Source organism: Nocardioides sp., from assembly GCF_035576065.1.
Lineage (GTDB): Bacteria > Actinomycetota > Actinomycetes > Propionibacteriales > Nocardioidaceae > Nocardioides.
In genome coordinates this window covers 33567-50007 of record NZ_DATLWX010000021.1, presented here as the reverse complement: position 1 = coordinate 50007, position 16441 = coordinate 33567, and the positions used below count along the sequence as shown (strand labels likewise).

Annotated in this window: 10 protein-coding genes; 4 read left to right on the top strand and 6 right to left on the bottom strand. The window is 69.6% G+C overall.

Annotated features, from left to right (window positions below; all coding sequences use genetic code 11):
• Positions 1-8436, bottom strand: an 8436-nt coding sequence (locus VNJ48_RS11450) for a lectin-like domain-containing protein (RefSeq protein WP_325602158.1), incomplete at its 3' end; no start/stop codon positions are given.
• A gap of 345 nt (positions 8437-8781) precedes the next feature.
• On the opposite strand from VNJ48_RS11450, the gene VNJ48_RS11445 reads away from it, so the two are divergent.
• The 3 genes from VNJ48_RS11445 to VNJ48_RS11435 are packed head-to-tail and all read left to right on the top strand — an operon-like array spanning position 8782 to position 10528.
• Positions 8782-9168, top strand: a complete 387-nt coding sequence (locus VNJ48_RS11445) for a phage holin family protein (protein ID WP_325602156.1) — start codon at positions 8782-8784, stop codon at positions 9166-9168.
• Positions 9169-9188: 20 nt separating this feature from the next.
• Positions 9189-9668: a low molecular weight protein-tyrosine-phosphatase gene (locus tag VNJ48_RS11440; protein WP_325602161.1), complete on the top strand. Its 480-nt coding sequence runs from the start codon at positions 9189-9191 to the stop codon at positions 9666-9668.
• Positions 9665-10528, top strand: coding sequence for a fructosamine kinase family protein (locus VNJ48_RS11435; RefSeq protein WP_325602154.1), 864 nt, complete (start codon positions 9665-9667; stop codon positions 10526-10528). Before VNJ48_RS11440 ends, VNJ48_RS11435 begins: the two co-directional genes overlap by 4 nt.
• Before the next feature lie 62 nt (positions 10529-10590).
• Here VNJ48_RS11435 and VNJ48_RS11430 read toward each other — a convergent pair whose 3' ends face one another.
• The 5 genes from VNJ48_RS11430 to VNJ48_RS11410 all read right to left on the bottom strand — a co-directional run bounded on the left by VNJ48_RS11430 (position 10591) and on the right by VNJ48_RS11410 (position 15639).
• Positions 10591-11421: a glycosyltransferase family 2 protein gene (locus tag VNJ48_RS11430; protein ID WP_325602152.1), complete on the bottom strand. Its 831-nt coding sequence runs from the start codon at positions 11419-11421 to the stop codon at positions 10591-10593.
• A 10-nt stretch (positions 11422-11431) separates the two neighbouring features.
• Entirely contained in the window at positions 11432-12463 is a 1032-nt protein-coding gene (locus tag VNJ48_RS11425) for a glycosyltransferase (protein ID WP_325602151.1), read from the bottom strand.
• Complete coding sequence (locus VNJ48_RS11420; RefSeq protein WP_325602149.1) at positions 12460-13527, bottom strand: glycosyltransferase family 4 protein; 1068 nt, start codon at positions 13525-13527, stop codon at positions 12460-12462. The genes VNJ48_RS11425 and VNJ48_RS11420 overlap by 4 nt, the downstream gene beginning before the upstream one ends.
• Complete coding sequence (locus VNJ48_RS11415) at positions 13524-14648, bottom strand: glycosyltransferase (RefSeq protein ID WP_325602147.1); 1125 nt, start codon at positions 14646-14648, stop codon at positions 13524-13526. The genes VNJ48_RS11420 and VNJ48_RS11415 overlap by 4 nt, the downstream gene beginning before the upstream one ends.
• A gap of 310 nt (positions 14649-14958) precedes the next feature.
• The gene (locus VNJ48_RS11410; protein ID WP_325602145.1) at positions 14959-15639 is read right to left on the bottom strand and encodes a GAF domain-containing protein; all 681 of its coding nucleotides are present in this window, start codon (positions 15637-15639) and stop codon (positions 14959-14961) included.
• Positions 15640-15744: 105 nt separating this feature from the next.
• On the opposite strand from VNJ48_RS11410, the gene VNJ48_RS11405 reads away from it, so the two are divergent.
• Positions 15745-16434, top strand: coding sequence for a response regulator transcription factor (locus VNJ48_RS11405; protein WP_325602143.1), 690 nt, complete (start codon positions 15745-15747; stop codon positions 16432-16434).
• Positions 16435-16441 lie beyond the last annotated feature (7 nt).

Below are 16441 nucleotides of genomic sequence, written 5' to 3'. Positions count from 1 at the left end.
CGTCGCGAGCGCCGCACCGCCGCGGCTGTGCTCAAGCTTGTCCAGGCGACCAAGCGCGTCGTAGCGCAGGTCGGTTCGAACGCCGTTCGGCCTGACGATCCCAGTCGGCGCACCCGTCGCGCCGTACTCGAAGCCGAACGTACCCAAGCTGGAGTCGGTCAATTCGGTGACGCGGCCCAGGACGTCGTACTCCTGCGACACGACGCGGCCTCCCGGCATCGTGGTCGATGTCTCGCGGCCGAGGTCGTCGTAGGCGTAGCCAATCCGGCCCGCCGGCGAAGTCACCGACGAGACCAGCCCGAAGGCGGTCCGCTCCCAGGTCGTGGTGCCCGAGCCGTCGATCAAGGCCACTCGACGGTGTGCCGCGTCAAAGTCCTGCCGGATCTCGCCATCGGCGTTCACGATCCGCACCAGGTCGCCCGCCGAGTCGTACTCGTGAGAGGTGACCAGACCTCGCCGGTCGGTGACCTTCACTACCCGCCCAGCGGCGTCATGCTCAGTGATCTGCGCCCGGCCCAGCGGGTCGGTCTCGGTCACAGTGCGACCACCTGCGGAGTACGCCCAGGCTCGCTCGTTGCCGCGCGGGTCGGTCACCTTGGTCAGTCGCCCGGACGCGTCGTATCCGAACCTCACGACTCCCTGCAGCGCGTCGGTGATTGTCGTCTGGCGACCGGCGTCGTCGTAACCAAATGTCGTCACCCGACCCAAGCGGTCACGCTCAGTGAGCAATTGGCCGGCGGCGTCGTAGCTGTACTGGGCCGAACTGCCCGCGGCGTCGGTGAGAGCGGTCATTCGGCCCTCGGGGTCGTACTCGAACCGCGTGGGCCGCCCAGCCGGGTCGACCAGCTTGGTGAGTCGACCGGTGGCGTCGTAGGTCGACTCCGTTGTCTTGCCGAGCGCATCGGTGATCATGGTGTTACGCCCGAGCGCGTCGAACGCGAGCCTGGTCCTGGAACCTGTGTCGTCAGTGAAGGCGGTTCGGTGACCCGCTGCGTCGTACTCGTAGGCCGTGGTGCCGGTGATCGGGGACGTGTTCGTCCGAATCGCGCCCACAGCGTCATACGACGTCGACGCGGTCGTACCCATCGGGTCCGTGGTGCTGGTTCGACGGCCCATGGAGTCATAGGTCATCTTGGTCGTGCCTGCCCCGTCGTTGATCTGCAACACATTGCCCAGCGCGTCGTAGGCGTAGGTCGTCTCGATTCCAGCGGCGCTGATGGAAGTCTTGACCAGGTCGTTGGGTGCGTAGGTCGTTCTGGACTCGCCGCCGAGCGGCGTGCGTGTCGCGACGACCCGGTCGGCGGCGTCGTAGTCGTACTCCGTCGTCAGGCCCGACGGGTCAATGATTGATTCCAGGCGCCCGGCTCCGTCGTAGGCATACCTCGTCGTCGCGCCCGTCGGGCTCTTGACTGAGGTAGTGCGGCCCATAGCGTCGTAGGCGAGTAGCGAGGACCGGCCCAGCGCATCGGTCTCGCTGACCACACGGCCAGCTCCGTCGTACTGGAACGTCCGTTCCTTGCCGTTCGCGTCGACATATCCGACCAGTTGGTTGCGATCGTCGTAGCGCCACTCGACGGTACGCCCTAGCGCGTCGCTGGAGGTGCGCAGACGCCCAGCATCGTCGTAGGACCAGATCGCTCGGCCACCGGCGGCGTCGACGGCGGCAGTCTTGCGGCCGTTGGCGTCGTACTCCCACTTGGTGGCGTTGCCCAACGGATCGGTGGCGGAGAGCACTCGGCCCTTGCTGTCATAGGTCCATGTCTGCTTGTGCCCGAGCGCATCGGTGCGCGACGTCATGTTGCCAGCGGCGTCGTGGGCGTAGGTGGTGGCCTTGGCGCCAGCGTCGATGAATTTGACCAGGTTTCCGTTGCTGTCGTACTCGAAGCGGGTGATTCCGCCGTTGGGGTCGGTCAGCGTCGTGGGGTTTCCGAACCCGTCGTAGGCCGTGACGGTCCTGGCGCCTCCTGGCTCAACAGAACTCGTGAGGTTTCCCTTGGCGTCATACGTCGCCTTCCAGATGCGGCCAAGGCTGTCGCTGCGCTGGACGATTCGATCGGCGTCGTCGTAGACGAACTCGGTCGCTCGCTGGGAGCCGTCAAAATTTTCGCTCATCCGGATGGCGCGACCATCAGAGTCGTACGACGTCACCGTGGTGAGGCGGCCGGACGCATCGGTGATGGTCTCTTGGCGTTCGCCTACGTCGGACGATACCTGCGTTCTGTTGCCCTCCCCGTCGATGATGGCGACAAGGCGACCGTCGGCGTACTCGTAGCGGACGTAGGCACGCCCCGTGGGGTCGTCTATGCGGTCGAGATAGTGCCCGGTGAGGTATGACAAACGTGAGGCCACACCTCGCTGGTCGGTCACCGTGCTGAGATCGCCTGCCGCGTTGTAGGCGTAGGTGACCTTGGACTGGTCCGGACCCGTGACGGAGACGATTCGACCTTGAGCGTCACGGACGATGTCGATGGCCACACCCGTGCTGGAGCGCACGCCGTCACGGCCGAAGGTCGTCACGTTCCCGAGCCGGTCCTTGATGCTGGTCAGTCCGTCCTGTGCGTCGAGCCGGTACTCCACGCCGTACTTGTCGGTGAGGACGAACCTCTGGGGGTCGAAGACGGGGCCCGAGCCGAACAGCCCGCTGTTGAGGTTGCCGTTTGTCAGGAAGAGGCCGTCGTCACCGGCCACCCGCAGGGTGGAAGTGGTCCCTGTGCGCCCGGCGAACTTCGCGGAGGTGAGTCCGGAGACGAAGGTCGATCCCTCGGCCGGGCGCAGGTCGAAGATCTCATTCCGCCCGTCCGGCCACGTGACGGCGACGAAGTGAGGGCGGGTGGACTTGAAGCACAGTTTCGAGAAGATCAGGCCACCGCCGCAGCTCTCCATCGTCCAGCCACCGGCGCCCAGAGGGCCGTTGTCGGCGACGGTGAAGTTCGAGAGGTTCATGGTCCACCCGACACCGAAGTCGCCGACTGACTTGTCGAAGCTGTCATACGCACGGGTGACGTGGAGAGGGAGGCCACCCACGCCGACCGACATGTCGGTGAGCGCCACCTGATACCGACCGAGCTTGAGATCGCCGTCCACGACGACCGTCACCCGCTTCGTCGTCATTCCACCGTTAGACGTGGCCGCTCGGATGACCAACTCGTAAGCCCCGTTGGGAAGCACGGTCGGGTCCAACATGACGTCGACGTCTGTGCCGGTGCCGTTACCGAGCAGGCTGGCTCCGTCCTCACCGACTCGCTGGTAGTCAACCCGCCACGACGCGACGGTAGATCCGTCTGGCGGGCTGAGGGTCGTGGTGACGCGTGTTGGCGCAGTGACGATGGCGCCCTCAGCGGGCGACACGACGCCAACCGCGGCCCCCGGAATCTCCGGGTTGGTCCCGTCACCACCGATCGGCATGACCGTGATGTCGCCGACCTCGACCGTCTGGGGGTCGTCGGTGGTGACCGGGTCGAGCTCGCTACTCGTGACGGTGCCCTGGGCACGGATCGCGGTGGTGCCAGCCGGCAGTGGGGAGCCGAGCCGGAGCCGGAAGTCGACGTTGGCCTGCTGGAACGGCGCCAGGGTGCCGAGGTCGATGCCGACCCCTGGCCCGGCGGTGATGGTCCCCTGGCTGGTGCGCACCGAGTCCGCGACCACGCTGGTGCCGGCGGGGGCGGGCAGGTCCAGACGGGTCCCGGTGACGGCCTGCGTGCCCACGGATGAGACCGACAGGTCGTAGGCCAGCGTGTCACCGGCGGAGACTCCGCCCGAGCCGTCCGCGTCAATGACGAGTCGACCGCCGAGCGAGGCGATCAGCGCCGGGGTGGGACGGGTGACCGTGGTCCGCGTCGGGTCCGCCAGACCCGGCAGCGCCGGGTCGTCGGTCGCGAGCGTGCCGAGTCCCGTCGCCGAGACGGACCCCTGCGTCTCGATCCGTGCCGTGCCGGCCGGGAAAGGCTGGGCGACAACGACGTCGAACACGACGCGACGAGTGGCCGAGCCGGCGATGTTGGGCAGGGTGAAGGTGGCCTCGCCACCGGCAAGGGACACCGTCCCGCCGTCCGGGGTGGCCCCCGACCCCGCGACCAACGTCGCGTCGGCAGGCGCGGGCACCCGGCCGCTGACTCCGGCCAGGGTCACGCCGCCGCGGTTGGCGACGGTCAGGGTGTAGCGCACCGTGTCGCCCGGCGAGACCGCACCGTCGCCCGCGACGTCGCCCACGAGGGCGTCCACCAGGGTCGCGGAGAGAGTCGCGGGGAGCTGACGCTCGACTGCCAGGTCGGAGCCGGAGAGTCCGTACGCGTTGCCACGCGCGTCCTGCCAGGCGGCCGTGCCGCGAAGGATGACACTGCCCGATCCGGCGGCCGGGGCTGCATACGACGTCCGCGCCGTGGCGAGCTCGCCGGCGTCGAGGGCGGTCGGTGCTTCCGTCACGGACAGAGCAGTCGCGTTGGCCGTGGCCTTGGTCTCCAGAGCTGAGGCACCGGCCGAACCGTGGTTGGCCAGCTTGATTTCGTAGTCGGCGCTGCTGCCAGCCGGAATGGTCGCGGACCCCACCGTGGAGACGCCGACGACCGGCAGCTCCCGGGTGGTGGTGACCCGCTGCAGTGGCGCGACCAGGAGGCCGACGCCGCCGGTGGCCTGGGCGTATGCGGCGCCGTTGAGCTGGGTGCCGTCGAGGGACAGGAGGCGGCTCAGGTAGCCGGCATCGGTCTCGGTCACGGCTCGTGCGGATGGGACCGGGACGGTCCACTCACGGTGGCGGGTCACGGACTCGCCCGGGGCGATCCGCGCGTCGGGGTCGGTGATCTGGATGACTTCGGCATCACCGTCCGGGAGGATCGAGGTGACGGCGACCTCGGCAGCGTCGGCGCCGAGGGCGCGCAGCGCTGGGGCGAAGTCGGTGCCGTAGGTGTAGAGCCGACGCGCTTGAACCGTCGAGGGGTCCAGCGTGAAGTCGACCCGGGTCCGCACACCAGTGGTGCGGCTCGGGTCAAGGAGCTCTGCGATCTGCGCCGGGGTCAGGCTCAGCTCGGCCTGCACGCCCCACGTGGCCCAGCCACCGGGCGCAAGAGTCGTGCCGACGACGGCTCCGCCTGCGGCGTACTGCACGCCCTCGAACGGGTTGGCGCGCACGTGCACGGTCATCGACGGGTCACCCAGGCCCGCGACCGGGACCCACGCGCCGGTGCCCGCGACCTGGCGCTCCACGGTGAAGTCGTGCCCCACGACCCGGGCCGTGGAGGTGTCGACGTTCTCGAGGCCGATCAGCGAAGGGACGACCAGGGTGGTGCCAGCGTTGGTGACGGTGACGTCGTAGCCGAGCAGGTCGCCGGGCAGCGCTCGCTCGCGGTCCACGGCGAGGTCGATCGCGAGGTCCGGCACCACGACCGGGCCGGACACCGTGTTGCCGGGGCGGCCGCAGTCGGCGCCGCGCACCGTCACGTCGGTGCCGGTGATGGCGACGGTGTTGCCGAGGATGCCGCAGTAGAAGCGGTTGCCTGCGCCGGCGACGCTGATCTCACCCGAGCCGGCGAAGAGCACGCCGAGGAACTTCGACGACGACGTGGAGATGTCGATCGCCTTGGTCCCGGTGGCGCCCGCGAGCATGAGCAGGCCGTCAAGGTAGGGCTCGAAGGCCGGACGCGAGCCGGCGATCTTGATGCGGCCCTCGCTCACGAGGGTCACCCGTCCATCGATCTGGGAGCCGTTCAGCTGGATGTCACAGTTCGCGTAGTAGACACCGGATGCCAGCGACGACTGCACGTCGTGCCAGCTGCCACCCGAGCACAGAGCCGACATGTCGTGGTAGGCCGAGCCCATCTCGACCGCGACGGGACCGCCGGGACGGAAGTCGGCGACCTGCGGGTTCATGGGGAAGCCCAGGACTCCGGACTTGACGGGCAGCGGCGTGAAGCTGTTGCGCGTGGTGTCCGCGGAGATCGAGCCTGCGTACGTCGAAGCGCCCTTGATGGTCTTGGTGGCGCCGACGAAGCGGAGCTCGCCGTTGGTGTGCACGCGACCCTGGATCTCACCCGAACCGCCGGCCCAGTTGAGGGAGCGGCTGGCGGTCGAGTTGGCCCACACGGCGGCGGGCTCGGTCACCTCGAGCTGGTCGAGTCGCTGGATCGCGATGCCTCCGTCGTCGTCGGTCAACGTCACGACGATGTCGAAGCTGCCGGCCCGGCGATAGACTTGCGAGCCGAAGAACGTGCCCCACCCGGCACCGGCGGTGGTCACATCGACTGGCGTGGTCGTGCCGTCGCCCCAGTCCACGACCGCAGTGTGGGTGTCGAGCCAGCCCCCGTCGGTGAGGGTCGCGTTGACCTGGGTGACGCCGCCGGCAAACGAGTCACCGTGGGTCAGCTCGAGGGTCGGCACCAGGTTTGAGACCTCGACCACGACCTCGTCCGTGGCGGTGCTGCCGGTGCCGTCGGTGACGGTCAGCTCGAAGACATAGCGACCGTCGTCGGGAGCCAGGAACGTCGGGCGGGCCGAGGTGCGCGACGACAAGAAGACCGGCGGGCCCTCGGTGGAGCCGGGACGCCACGAGTAGGAAACCTCCCCGGTCACGGTCACCAGATCGGAGCACGTCGTCTCCGACGACGTCCCTCCCGAGTCTTGACCGGTGACGGTGAGGCAGATGCGGTGCTGCCCCTGGCGGAGGTCCGCCGGCAGGTCGAAGGAGACGTCGAGGTCCGCTGGACCATCCTTCGGCAGGCCGAGAGAACTGCTGAGGTCGACAGGGGTGCCGCCGTCGATGGTGTAGCTGGCCTTGATGATCCGGCTGGAGATGACCTTGGGCAAGATGCCGGGAAGGTCGGAGACGACCGGGACGTTGGTGCACGTGCCGCCCGAGAGCGTTGCCATGTCAATCAGGCGACTGCCGACCGACGTGCGGGGGGCGCACTGGCTGCCGGAACCCACCGCGAAGGCGTGGAAGGTGACCGGCGGGTTGCAGGGCAGCACGGTCTTGAGGGAGCCGGAGCCCTGACCGTCGGACATGAACGCGGTGACGAGGTTGGGCGAGCCCGTTGTGGCGAGCAGCTTGCAGCTCGTGGTCACCGGCGGCAGGAAGTTGGTGCCCCCGGAGCCAGTGACCCGCTTGATGGCCTGCACGATGTCGGCGACCCCGTTGCCGTCGGCGTCCGCCTCGGGCGAGACGAGCGTCCTCACGGCGGCCGTCGGGTCGAGGTCGACAGCGTTGGCGCCGCTGCTGAACGTGATGAGGGCGACCTTGTCCACGGTCCCGGACGCGGCGACCTCCTCGTGCAGCTTGAGCGCGGCCGCGAGCTCGCAGTCCAAGATCGTGTTGGCGCGGCGGTCGCCGTTCACGTCGCCGCAGGGTCCGCCCTGGAAACCGGCGCTGCCGGACACGTCGACGACGTAGGCGATCGAGGTGTTCTGCGTTGCCGGACCCTGGCCGAGGGAGACCGAGCCGCCCACCCGGATGCCCGTCGCCTCCTCATCGAGACCATCGAGGGCCGCGCCGAGCGACGTACCACCCGGCAGCGCGCCGCGCTGCTCGGACGCCTGCAGCGCGGGCTTGGTGCTCGCCTTGGAAGCCGATCCGTCAAGGGTGACGGTGGAGCCCTCGTCCACGACCTGGTCGAGTCCCGCGTCGGCTACGGGGGCCGGAACGGGGTCGGGGGTCGGGGGCTCAATCCCGGGGAAGAAGCCCGTGCCGTTCCATGACAGGACGTCGATGGTTTGACTCGCAAAACCGGATGCTGCGGTCAAGCCGAAGTAGCCCTCGTTGCCGCCGACCTCTGCGGGGATGTCAACGGTCGCCGCCACCAACGCCTGATTGGGTCGCTCGCCGGTGTCCGAGGCTCGCACCTCGAGTCGGTGGCTCGGGCCGTCGTAGTCCACCCACCCGGTCCAGACGTTGCCGTTCTCCAGTGACGCCGGCGGAATCCCGGTGGCGATCGAGTCGACGCTGCCCCCGACGTTGATCCCCACGTGGTTGCCGTTCGGGTCGCCGGGGGCGCCGTTGCCCCAAGTGTCGAACTCGACTCCAATGGAATTCTTGATCCCGAGGTAGCCCAGCCCACCGCCATAGCCTCCCACCGTGTCCGGGGACGGGCCGACGACGAAGACGATCCCGTCCGCACCGCTGTTGCGATTCTCGCTGATACGGAACTGGAACTTCTGGGAGAACGACGACGCTCCCTGTGGAGTGCCGATCTGGATCGGCTGGTCCCAGAACACTGAGGAACTTTCACCTCCCAGCGAACGGAGCACTCGAAGGGACGGATGCCCCTCGACGTCCACCGGCTGAGCGGCAGCCGCCGCGGCACCATGCAGGTTGAGGCCATCAAGGCTGGAGAAGTCGTCGAACCCGAAGGTGACCGTTTGGGACGCAGCGGCCGGCATCGACGTCGCCAGGGAGGAGGCCTCCGCCAGGGACTGCCCCGAGAGGATCAGCGACCCGGCAAGCACACCCATCCCGAAGCGGCTGACAGCTCGCGAAAACGTCCCGAACGAACCCATGTTTCCCCCGTGCATCGATGTGACAACGGAGGAACGCAAGCAGCAATTCACACTCGGCCGATAGGCCCGGGAGGGATGACCATCCTTTCCGGCTGGTCTGGTCCAGCCCTATCGGACTACCGGACACGTCATCGGCATGGGCACAGTGGACGAACTGGTTTCAGACTCAAGCACTACGGACGACCCTTCCAACGAGCCATGAGGGCGGGACCGCCTCCCGACCCGACTGACCGCGGGGCGCGTGACCAGCCGCGCAGAGACAGTCCCGTGTTTGAGGCTGCGGACCCCTATTCTGAGCCCATGCGTTTCCTCCTGAAGCTCCTCGCGTACGCCGCAGGCCTCGCCGCCGCAGCCTGGCTGCTCGAGGGCATCTACTTCCTCGGCGCGTCCGACGGGGGATCCAAGGAGCTCGACGCCAAGATCCTTCCCCTCTTGGGCGTCTCGTTGATCCTCGCCGTGGTCAACACCATCGTCACGCCGGTCATCAAGATGCTCTCGTTCCCCCTGCTGCTGGTGACGCTGGGCCTGTTCATGCTGGTCATCAACGCACTGATGCTGCTGCTGACGGCCGAGATCGCCGAGAACGTGGGCCTGAACTTCCAGGTCGACGGCCTCTTCTCCGCAGGCATCGGCGCCGTCATCGTGACGGTCGTGACCTGGATACTGGACGCAGCGCTGGACGATTGAGCGTGCTTCCCGTGCCGCACATGGCCGGCCGCTATCGCGTCGCGTTCATCTGCTCAGGCAACATCTGCCGATCCCCGAGCGCCGACGTCGTGCTGGCGCACCACCTGGCGGAGGCAGACCTCGCAGACCGCGTCGAGGTGGTCTCCGGCGGCATGGGCGACTGGCACGTCGGCAACCCGATGGACGAGCGGTCGGCGAGCGCCCTGAGCAGCCGCGGCTATAACTCCTCCCAGCACCGCGCGCAACAGGTCCAGGCCGGGTGGTTCGAGCGCGACGACGTGCTGTTCGCGATGGACGAGAGCCACCGCCACGACCTCCTGCGGCTGGGTGGTGGTGACCGGGTCCGGCTCTTCGGCGACTTCGATCCGGAAACTCCGGGGGTGGAAGTACCAGATCCCTACTACGGTGGCACCGACGGCTTCGAGGAGGTGCTGGACATGATCGAGCGCACGTGCCGCGCCCTGGTCCCCCACATCGAGCGAGTCCTCTCGCCCTCATGACCCGCCAGCCGCTGGTCGCCAAACGCGCCGAGGAGCTCCTCGGGTCTGCCGTCGTGTCCACAGCGCCGGTCGCCGGCGGCGACATCGCCACGGCCACCCGGCTGCGTCTCTCCACCGGACAGATGGCGCTGATGAAGACGGTGGCGCACGCGCCCGAGGGCTTCTTCGAGGCCGAGGCAGCGGGACTGCGCTGGTTGGCGGAAGTCCCCGACGGTGTTCGCGTCCCCGACGTGCTCGCCGCCAGCGCCGACTGTGTGATCCTCGCCTGGGTCGAGCCCACCCCCAAGCACCATCCCGAGACGGCGATCGGTTTCGGCCAGGCACTGGCAGCCACTCACCGGGCCGGCGCTGCGACCTTCGGCTTCGAGCACGACGGCTTCATCGGCCGCTTGCCCATGCCCAACACGGCGTGCGACACCTGGCCGGAGTTCTATGCCGTACGCCGCGTGCTGCCCTATCTCAAGCTCGCGCGCGACCGCGGCGCCGTCACCGAGGGCGAAGCCACGACCGTCGAGTCGGTCATCGGCAGGCTCGCCGCGCTGATCCCGGACGAGCCACCCGCCCGCCTGCACGGCGACCTGTGGAACGGCAACTGCCTGTGGGGTCTCGACGGCGCCGTCCACGCCATCGACCCGGCCGCCCACGGCGGGCACCGCGAGGTCGACCTGGCGATGCTCCACCTCTTCGGCCTCCCCCACCTGCCGCGGGTGATGCAGGCCTACGACGAGGTACACCCGCTCGCCGACGGCTGGGAGGACCGCCTGCCCCTGCACCAGCTCTTCCCGCTGCTGGTCCACGCGTGCATGTTCGGTGGTGGGTACGGCGCCCGCGCAGCCGCCGTCGCGGCGCGCTTCGCCTGACCCCGCCTGACCGTGTCTGACCACGTCTGACCCCGTCTGACCCCGTCTGACCAGGGACCCGCTCAGGCCGGGGTGCGCACCCAGTCGCTGCCGACGCGTCGTACCAGCCCCTGCTGCTCGAAGGCCTCGAGCCACCCGGTCATCGGCCAGCGGCCCCACCGACGCTGGTAAAGCCGGCCATTGCGCAGGATCGCATCGAGGTGCTCGACCGGCGGGCTGCTGACCGCATGGTGCTGGTGGTAGGCGCGTGCCCCACCGACCCAGCCGAGGCCGACCCCTGCAGCGAGGGCGGTCCTGCCGAAGTCGGTGTCCTCCCCGCCGTACCCCACGTAGTCCTCGCAGAACCCTCCCGTCCGGGCCCACGTCTCCGGAGCCACCGCGCACGACAACGACCAGAAGAGATCAGGGTCGTCCGAGGACAGCGTCTCCCCCGGCGGCGGCGCCGGCCGGGCCGGGTGCGGGGCGTCCAGGCGCGCCAGCGCGTCCGGGTCGGCGTCGGGATAGCCCTCCAGGGGCGGCGGGGGGAGGTAGGTGACCGGCCCGGACCAGATGGACTCCGGGCGCTGGCTGACGACATCGGCGTACGCCGCAACGAGCTCACCGCCGGCCAGGCAGTCCACGTCGAGCAGCACCACGGCGTCGACCCCCTGCGCCACGGCCTCGCCGACCCCGCGGTTGCGGGCAGCCGCAAGCGGCAGCTCACCGTCGTCGACGGGCACGTGCACCACCTGTCGCGTGACCCCACCGACGGTGGACGACTCGATGCCCGGGTCTCCCATCGCGACCGTGATGTAGACGTCGGGCGCACGCGAGCCCGCAGCGAGGGACCGGTGCTGGCCGGCGAGGTGCTGGTGCCGGTCGTGGGCGAGGGTGACCACACCCACCCGCGTCATGACCGGGCCTTCATGTCTGGGCTCCGACCGCGACCTCACCGCGCACGCGGAGGGCGAGCTCGGCGAAGCGAACCCCTGCCCGTCCGTCGCACCAGCGCGACCAGTGCTGTCCGTCGAGGGCGCCCGCCCGATCCAACAGGTCGGGCCAGCCTGTCGCCGGCCAGGTGGCGCACACCACCGCCGGCCAACCGGAGCCCAGCACCGTCGCCGTCACCAGCTGCTCGTCGTGCGGACGCGCCTGGGGGATCACCACGGCGGGGCGCCTGGCGGTGGCCGTCTCGGCGATGGCGTTCTGACCGGCATGGGTGACGACGACGTGCGCATCCGCGAGGACCGCGGACGGGTCGACCACCCAGGTGTCGGGACTGCCGTCCAGGACCGTCCAGTCCCAGCCAGGGGTCGTGCGTCGGGCTCGTTGGATGTCGGCGGCGCTGACGTCGTGACCGCCCGTCCCGAGCAGGACCACCACCCTGCGTCGGCCAGCGCTGCGGCGTACGGGCAGGGCATCGGACCGCACGGGATGGCGCGACATCGCCCCCACCGGCACCAGGCGCTCCAGGGCGGCGGCGGACAGGCCGTGCGTCATGCCGGTGACGTCGGCCGGCCAGAACGAGACGAGGGCGTCCGCCACCTCGAAGCCGAGAGCGTGCGCCGGATCGTCCCGTCGCCCGGGAAGCACCACCGCCAGCGTGGGGACACCGTGCAGCCGCGAGAGCAGCACCAGCTCCACCGACACGTCCACGACCATGAGGTCGGGGTGTGCGAGGCCGATCCAGGCCGACACCGCAGCCATCCGCGCCCGGAGTCCGTCGTCGCGCAGGGGTGCCCAGTGCAGGCGACCGTTGGCGGTGACGTCACGGGCAGTGGCATCAGGGACCTCGTCATCTCGTGGAAGCCGGACCCACTCGCCGGGCCAACCGGCGGGCCGCTCCAGCGACGAGAGGCCGGTCACCTGCTCACCGTGGGCCTCGAGCTCCACGGCGAGCGCCTGGGCACGGTGCAGGTGCCCCCGACCGACGTGGTGGACGTAGTAGCCGATCACGCGGCTGCGTCCGTGCCGACCGAGTCGAGGTAGAGACGTTCGTAGGCGTCGATCATCGCCTCGGCCCCGCAGGTGAGCACGGCATGACGGCGTACGGCGTCACGGTCGAGGCCGCGGGCGGCGCGCATCGCATCCGCGAGGGCATCGATGTCGCCCGGAGCGACCAGGAAGCCGCCCTCGTCTCCCACGACCTCGGGCAGCCCTCCGCGCGCATAGCCGGCGACCGGGGTCCCGCAGGCGATCGACTCCGCCGCGACGAGGCCATACGGCTCGTCCCACATCGGGGTGACCACGGTGACCGAGGCGCCGCGCACCAGCCGGCCGAGCTCGTGCTGGGTGAGATGGCCGGCGTAGGTGATGTCCTCGGTGAGACGCGGCGCGATCTCGCGCTCGAAGTAGGGCTTCTCCTGGGCGGGTCCGGCCAGGACGAGAGGAAGTCCGGCGCGCCGCGCCGCCTCCATCGCATGGTGCGGAGCCTTCTCGGGCACCAGGCGTCCCGACCACACGGCAGGACCCCCGCCGGCGCCCTGCGTCCAGGCAGCCAGGTCGAGACCGTTGGTGATGACCCGGCTCGGGACCACGTGGCTCCAGGCCTGGGAGGTCCAGCCGCTCACCGCGACGAACGACGAACGTCCACCGCCCAACCTCAATGCGGACTCGATGAGCGGCAGCGGCGGCGTGTGCAACGTCGTCAGGATCGGGACCGAGACCGCCGACGCCATGGCGATCGGCAACGGGTGCAGGCTGTGGTTGTGGATGACGTCGTAGTCGTCAGCACCCGTGCGCGCCAGCTCGAGCATCAGCCCGAGGTAGGCGTGGTGGTCCGCCAGCCACGCTGGCGGGGGCGCATTGCGGTCGGCCAGGGCGGCTGCACTCGGCGTGAAGGTCTTCAGCTGCAGGACCCGGGCCGGCAGGCTCGCGTCCGAGCCCGGCCCGGCAAAGAGGGTCACGTCGTGTCCGCGCGCGGCGAGCCCCCGCACCATCGTGTGGGTCATCGCCTCGAGACCGCCGGCGAACGGTTCGCGGATCGGATAACGGCTGGAGGCGATCAGGCAGATCCTCATGCCGAGGTCCGGACGAGGTCGGCATAGAGCCGGTCGTGCATCGACCCCACGACAGTGCGCTGGTGACGTCGCTCCTCGATGCTCGTCGCGGCGACCGCGTGTCCGTCGTACGCCGCCCTCACTGCCCGGACCAACGACTCCGGGTCGAAGCCGGACTCGTCGTGCTGATAGCTCAGCACGGGCGCCTGGTCCGCGAAATATCCGCACGTCGGGGCGATGACCGCGGTGCCGAGGTCCCGACACGCCTCCAGCCAGCCGCTGTGCGTGCCGAAGCGGTAGGGCAGGACCGAGACGTCGATCGAGGACAGGTAGCGCCACAGCTCGTCGTCGGTGAAGTAGTCGTGCACGCGCAGGTCGAGCAGCCCGCGGTCGGCGTACTCCTGCAGGAGTCCGGCCAGCTCGGCGTCGTAGCGAGCTCCGCCGTCCTCCAGGACCTCACGATGTCCGTCGACCTGCAGCACGGCGCCCGGCAGCTCCCGCAGCGTCTCCACCAACGTCGGCACGAGCGGGTGCGGGTGCATGCCGGCGCGCAGGCTCTTGACGTGCAGACCGACCCGGAAGCCGGACCGACGACCACCGCTGTGGCGGACTGACTCCGCCCCGTTGGCGGCACGCATGGTCTCGAACGGCACCACGTGGGGGTGCGGCAGCACGAGCGCCTCGCGGCCCCACCGGCGCTTGATCTCCTCAGCAGCTCCCTGCGTCAACGTGATCAGCCGGTCCGCTGCGGGGACCAGGACGTCGAGCTGCTGGTCGTGCAGCTCCCGGTCGACGTGGTGGGGGTTGCGCAGGTCGTGGACGGTGAAGACGAAGGGTCGACCGCGCTCCCGCAGGCTCGCCACGAGCGCCTCCAGGTCGGCGACGCTCCGGGCGTCGAAGCCGAAGTGCAGGTGGAACACGTCGAAGTCGTGGCTCTCGACCCAGCTCGGCTCCAGCATCACCGGCGGCCACCACTTCTGGGTCGCTGCGGCCGTCCCGCCCTCGGGGTCGGGGTCCGGCAAGCGGATGGCTCTGCTGCCGGCCTCCGCGCTGAGGTGGCGCACGTAGACGTGGTTGGCAGGGACCGAGGCGACCACGATCCGACGCGGGTCGTCCGCGACGCCGTCATCGTCCGGGCGCACCTGTCCCTCTGCCCCGCTCGAACTTGTTTCCGCTCGATCCAGCACTGCGACCTCCCAGCCTCCAGCAACGACTGCGCGGTCGGGATCGCCGATACGCCGAGTCGTTGTCGATCATTGCCACGAATCCGCGAAGCTCGGGCCGGGTCGCAGTGCGCCACGTCAGGGTGCGGACTGCGCTGGCCGTCGTGCGTCAGCGGCGGCGGGCCTCCCAACCCGCGTCACGTCGACGTTATCCGCGCGGCGCCGGGCGCCATCACCTCCGACGGGGTGGATTTGCCGGGGGCATCCTGATCGGTCGATCCAGCCGCTCTCAGGCGTGGTGAGCGGTGATGACCACTGTCGCTGCTTGGACGTCCGTGACATCGGCCTGCAGCGCGGCCTCGTGGATCCGCCTGCGGGCGGTCTCCAGCTCGAGTCCCATGCGTGCTGCCAGGATGCCGGTCCCGACCTCCACCACCTGCTCGTCCCGCACACGCCGCGGGGCGTCCTCGGCGCGTCGGCGTGCCTCGAACCCGAGGTCGGCGTTGGTCACCGCACCCTCGGCGGAGGCCCCGAGCGCGGCGGCCAGCTCGTCGTGATGTCCTGCGAAGGCGTCCGCGGACGAGGCGTACAAGGTGATGCCGCCGACCACCCGGCCGTGGTCCAGCACCGGGAGGGACAGGCTGCTCGCGACACCTTCCGCGCTGTCGGCCCGCGCTATGTGCGCCCAATGGTCCTCGTCCAGGAGAGCGCGTGCGGGGGCAGGACCGGCGTCTCGGACCGGCAGGCGCAAGACGTCCGGGTCGCTGGGCTCGGGTTGCAGCATCGGGACGCCGGGTGCCACGAGGGCGAAGGTCAGGTCCTGGTCGAGCAGGGTGAAGCTCAGGCCGACACACTCCGAGACGATCCGTTCGGCGCTGTCCCCCATGGTCATCAAAGATCCCTCGAGGTCGGGCTCGCTGAGGCTCACGTATTCGTCCAGCGCTTCTTGCGTGCGGTGCAGGAACTCCATCGCGCCTCCTCTTCTGGTCTCCCCAACTCCATACTGTGCCTGCCCGCGGAGCCTCACTACACCCGTGAGGACCCCCAGTTGCGGACCGGCTGGCATCCTTGGGCCGTGCCCCAGACCCGTCCTCGCGTGCTTGTCGTCGACGACGACAGGGCCGTGCGCGAGTCCCTGCGACGCTCGCTCGAGTTCAACGGGTACGACGTGTCGCTGGCCGCCGATGGCGCCGAGGCCCTGGCGACACTGGGCTCCTCCCACCCCGACGTGGTCGTGATGGACGTGATGATGCCGCGCCTCGACGGGATCGAGACCACCCGTGCCCTGAGGGCGACCGGCAACGACGTACCGATCCTGGTCCTGACCGCCCGCGACGCCGTGGGCGACCGGGTGGAGGGCCTGGACGCCGGGGCCGACGACTACCTCACCAAGCCGTTCGCCCTCCAGGAGCTGCTCGCCCGGCTACGCGCGCTGCTGCGTCGCGTGGTGCCCAGCGAAGAGGACGAGACCCTGTCCTTCGGCGACCTCACGATGGAGATCGCCTCCCGCGACGTCCGTCGCGGCGATCGCCGCATCGAGCTGACCCGCACCGAGTTCACCCTGCTGGAGATGTTCCTGCGACGGCCGCGCCGCGTGCTCGAACGATCCTTCATCCTGGAGGAGGTGTGGGGCTTCGACTTCCCGACCAGCGCCAACTCCTTGGAGGTCTACGTGGGCTATCTGCGGCGCAAGACCGAGACGGACGGCGAGCCACGCCTCATCCACACCGTCCGCGGTGTCGGTTACGTCTTGAAGAACCCATGAGCGAGCG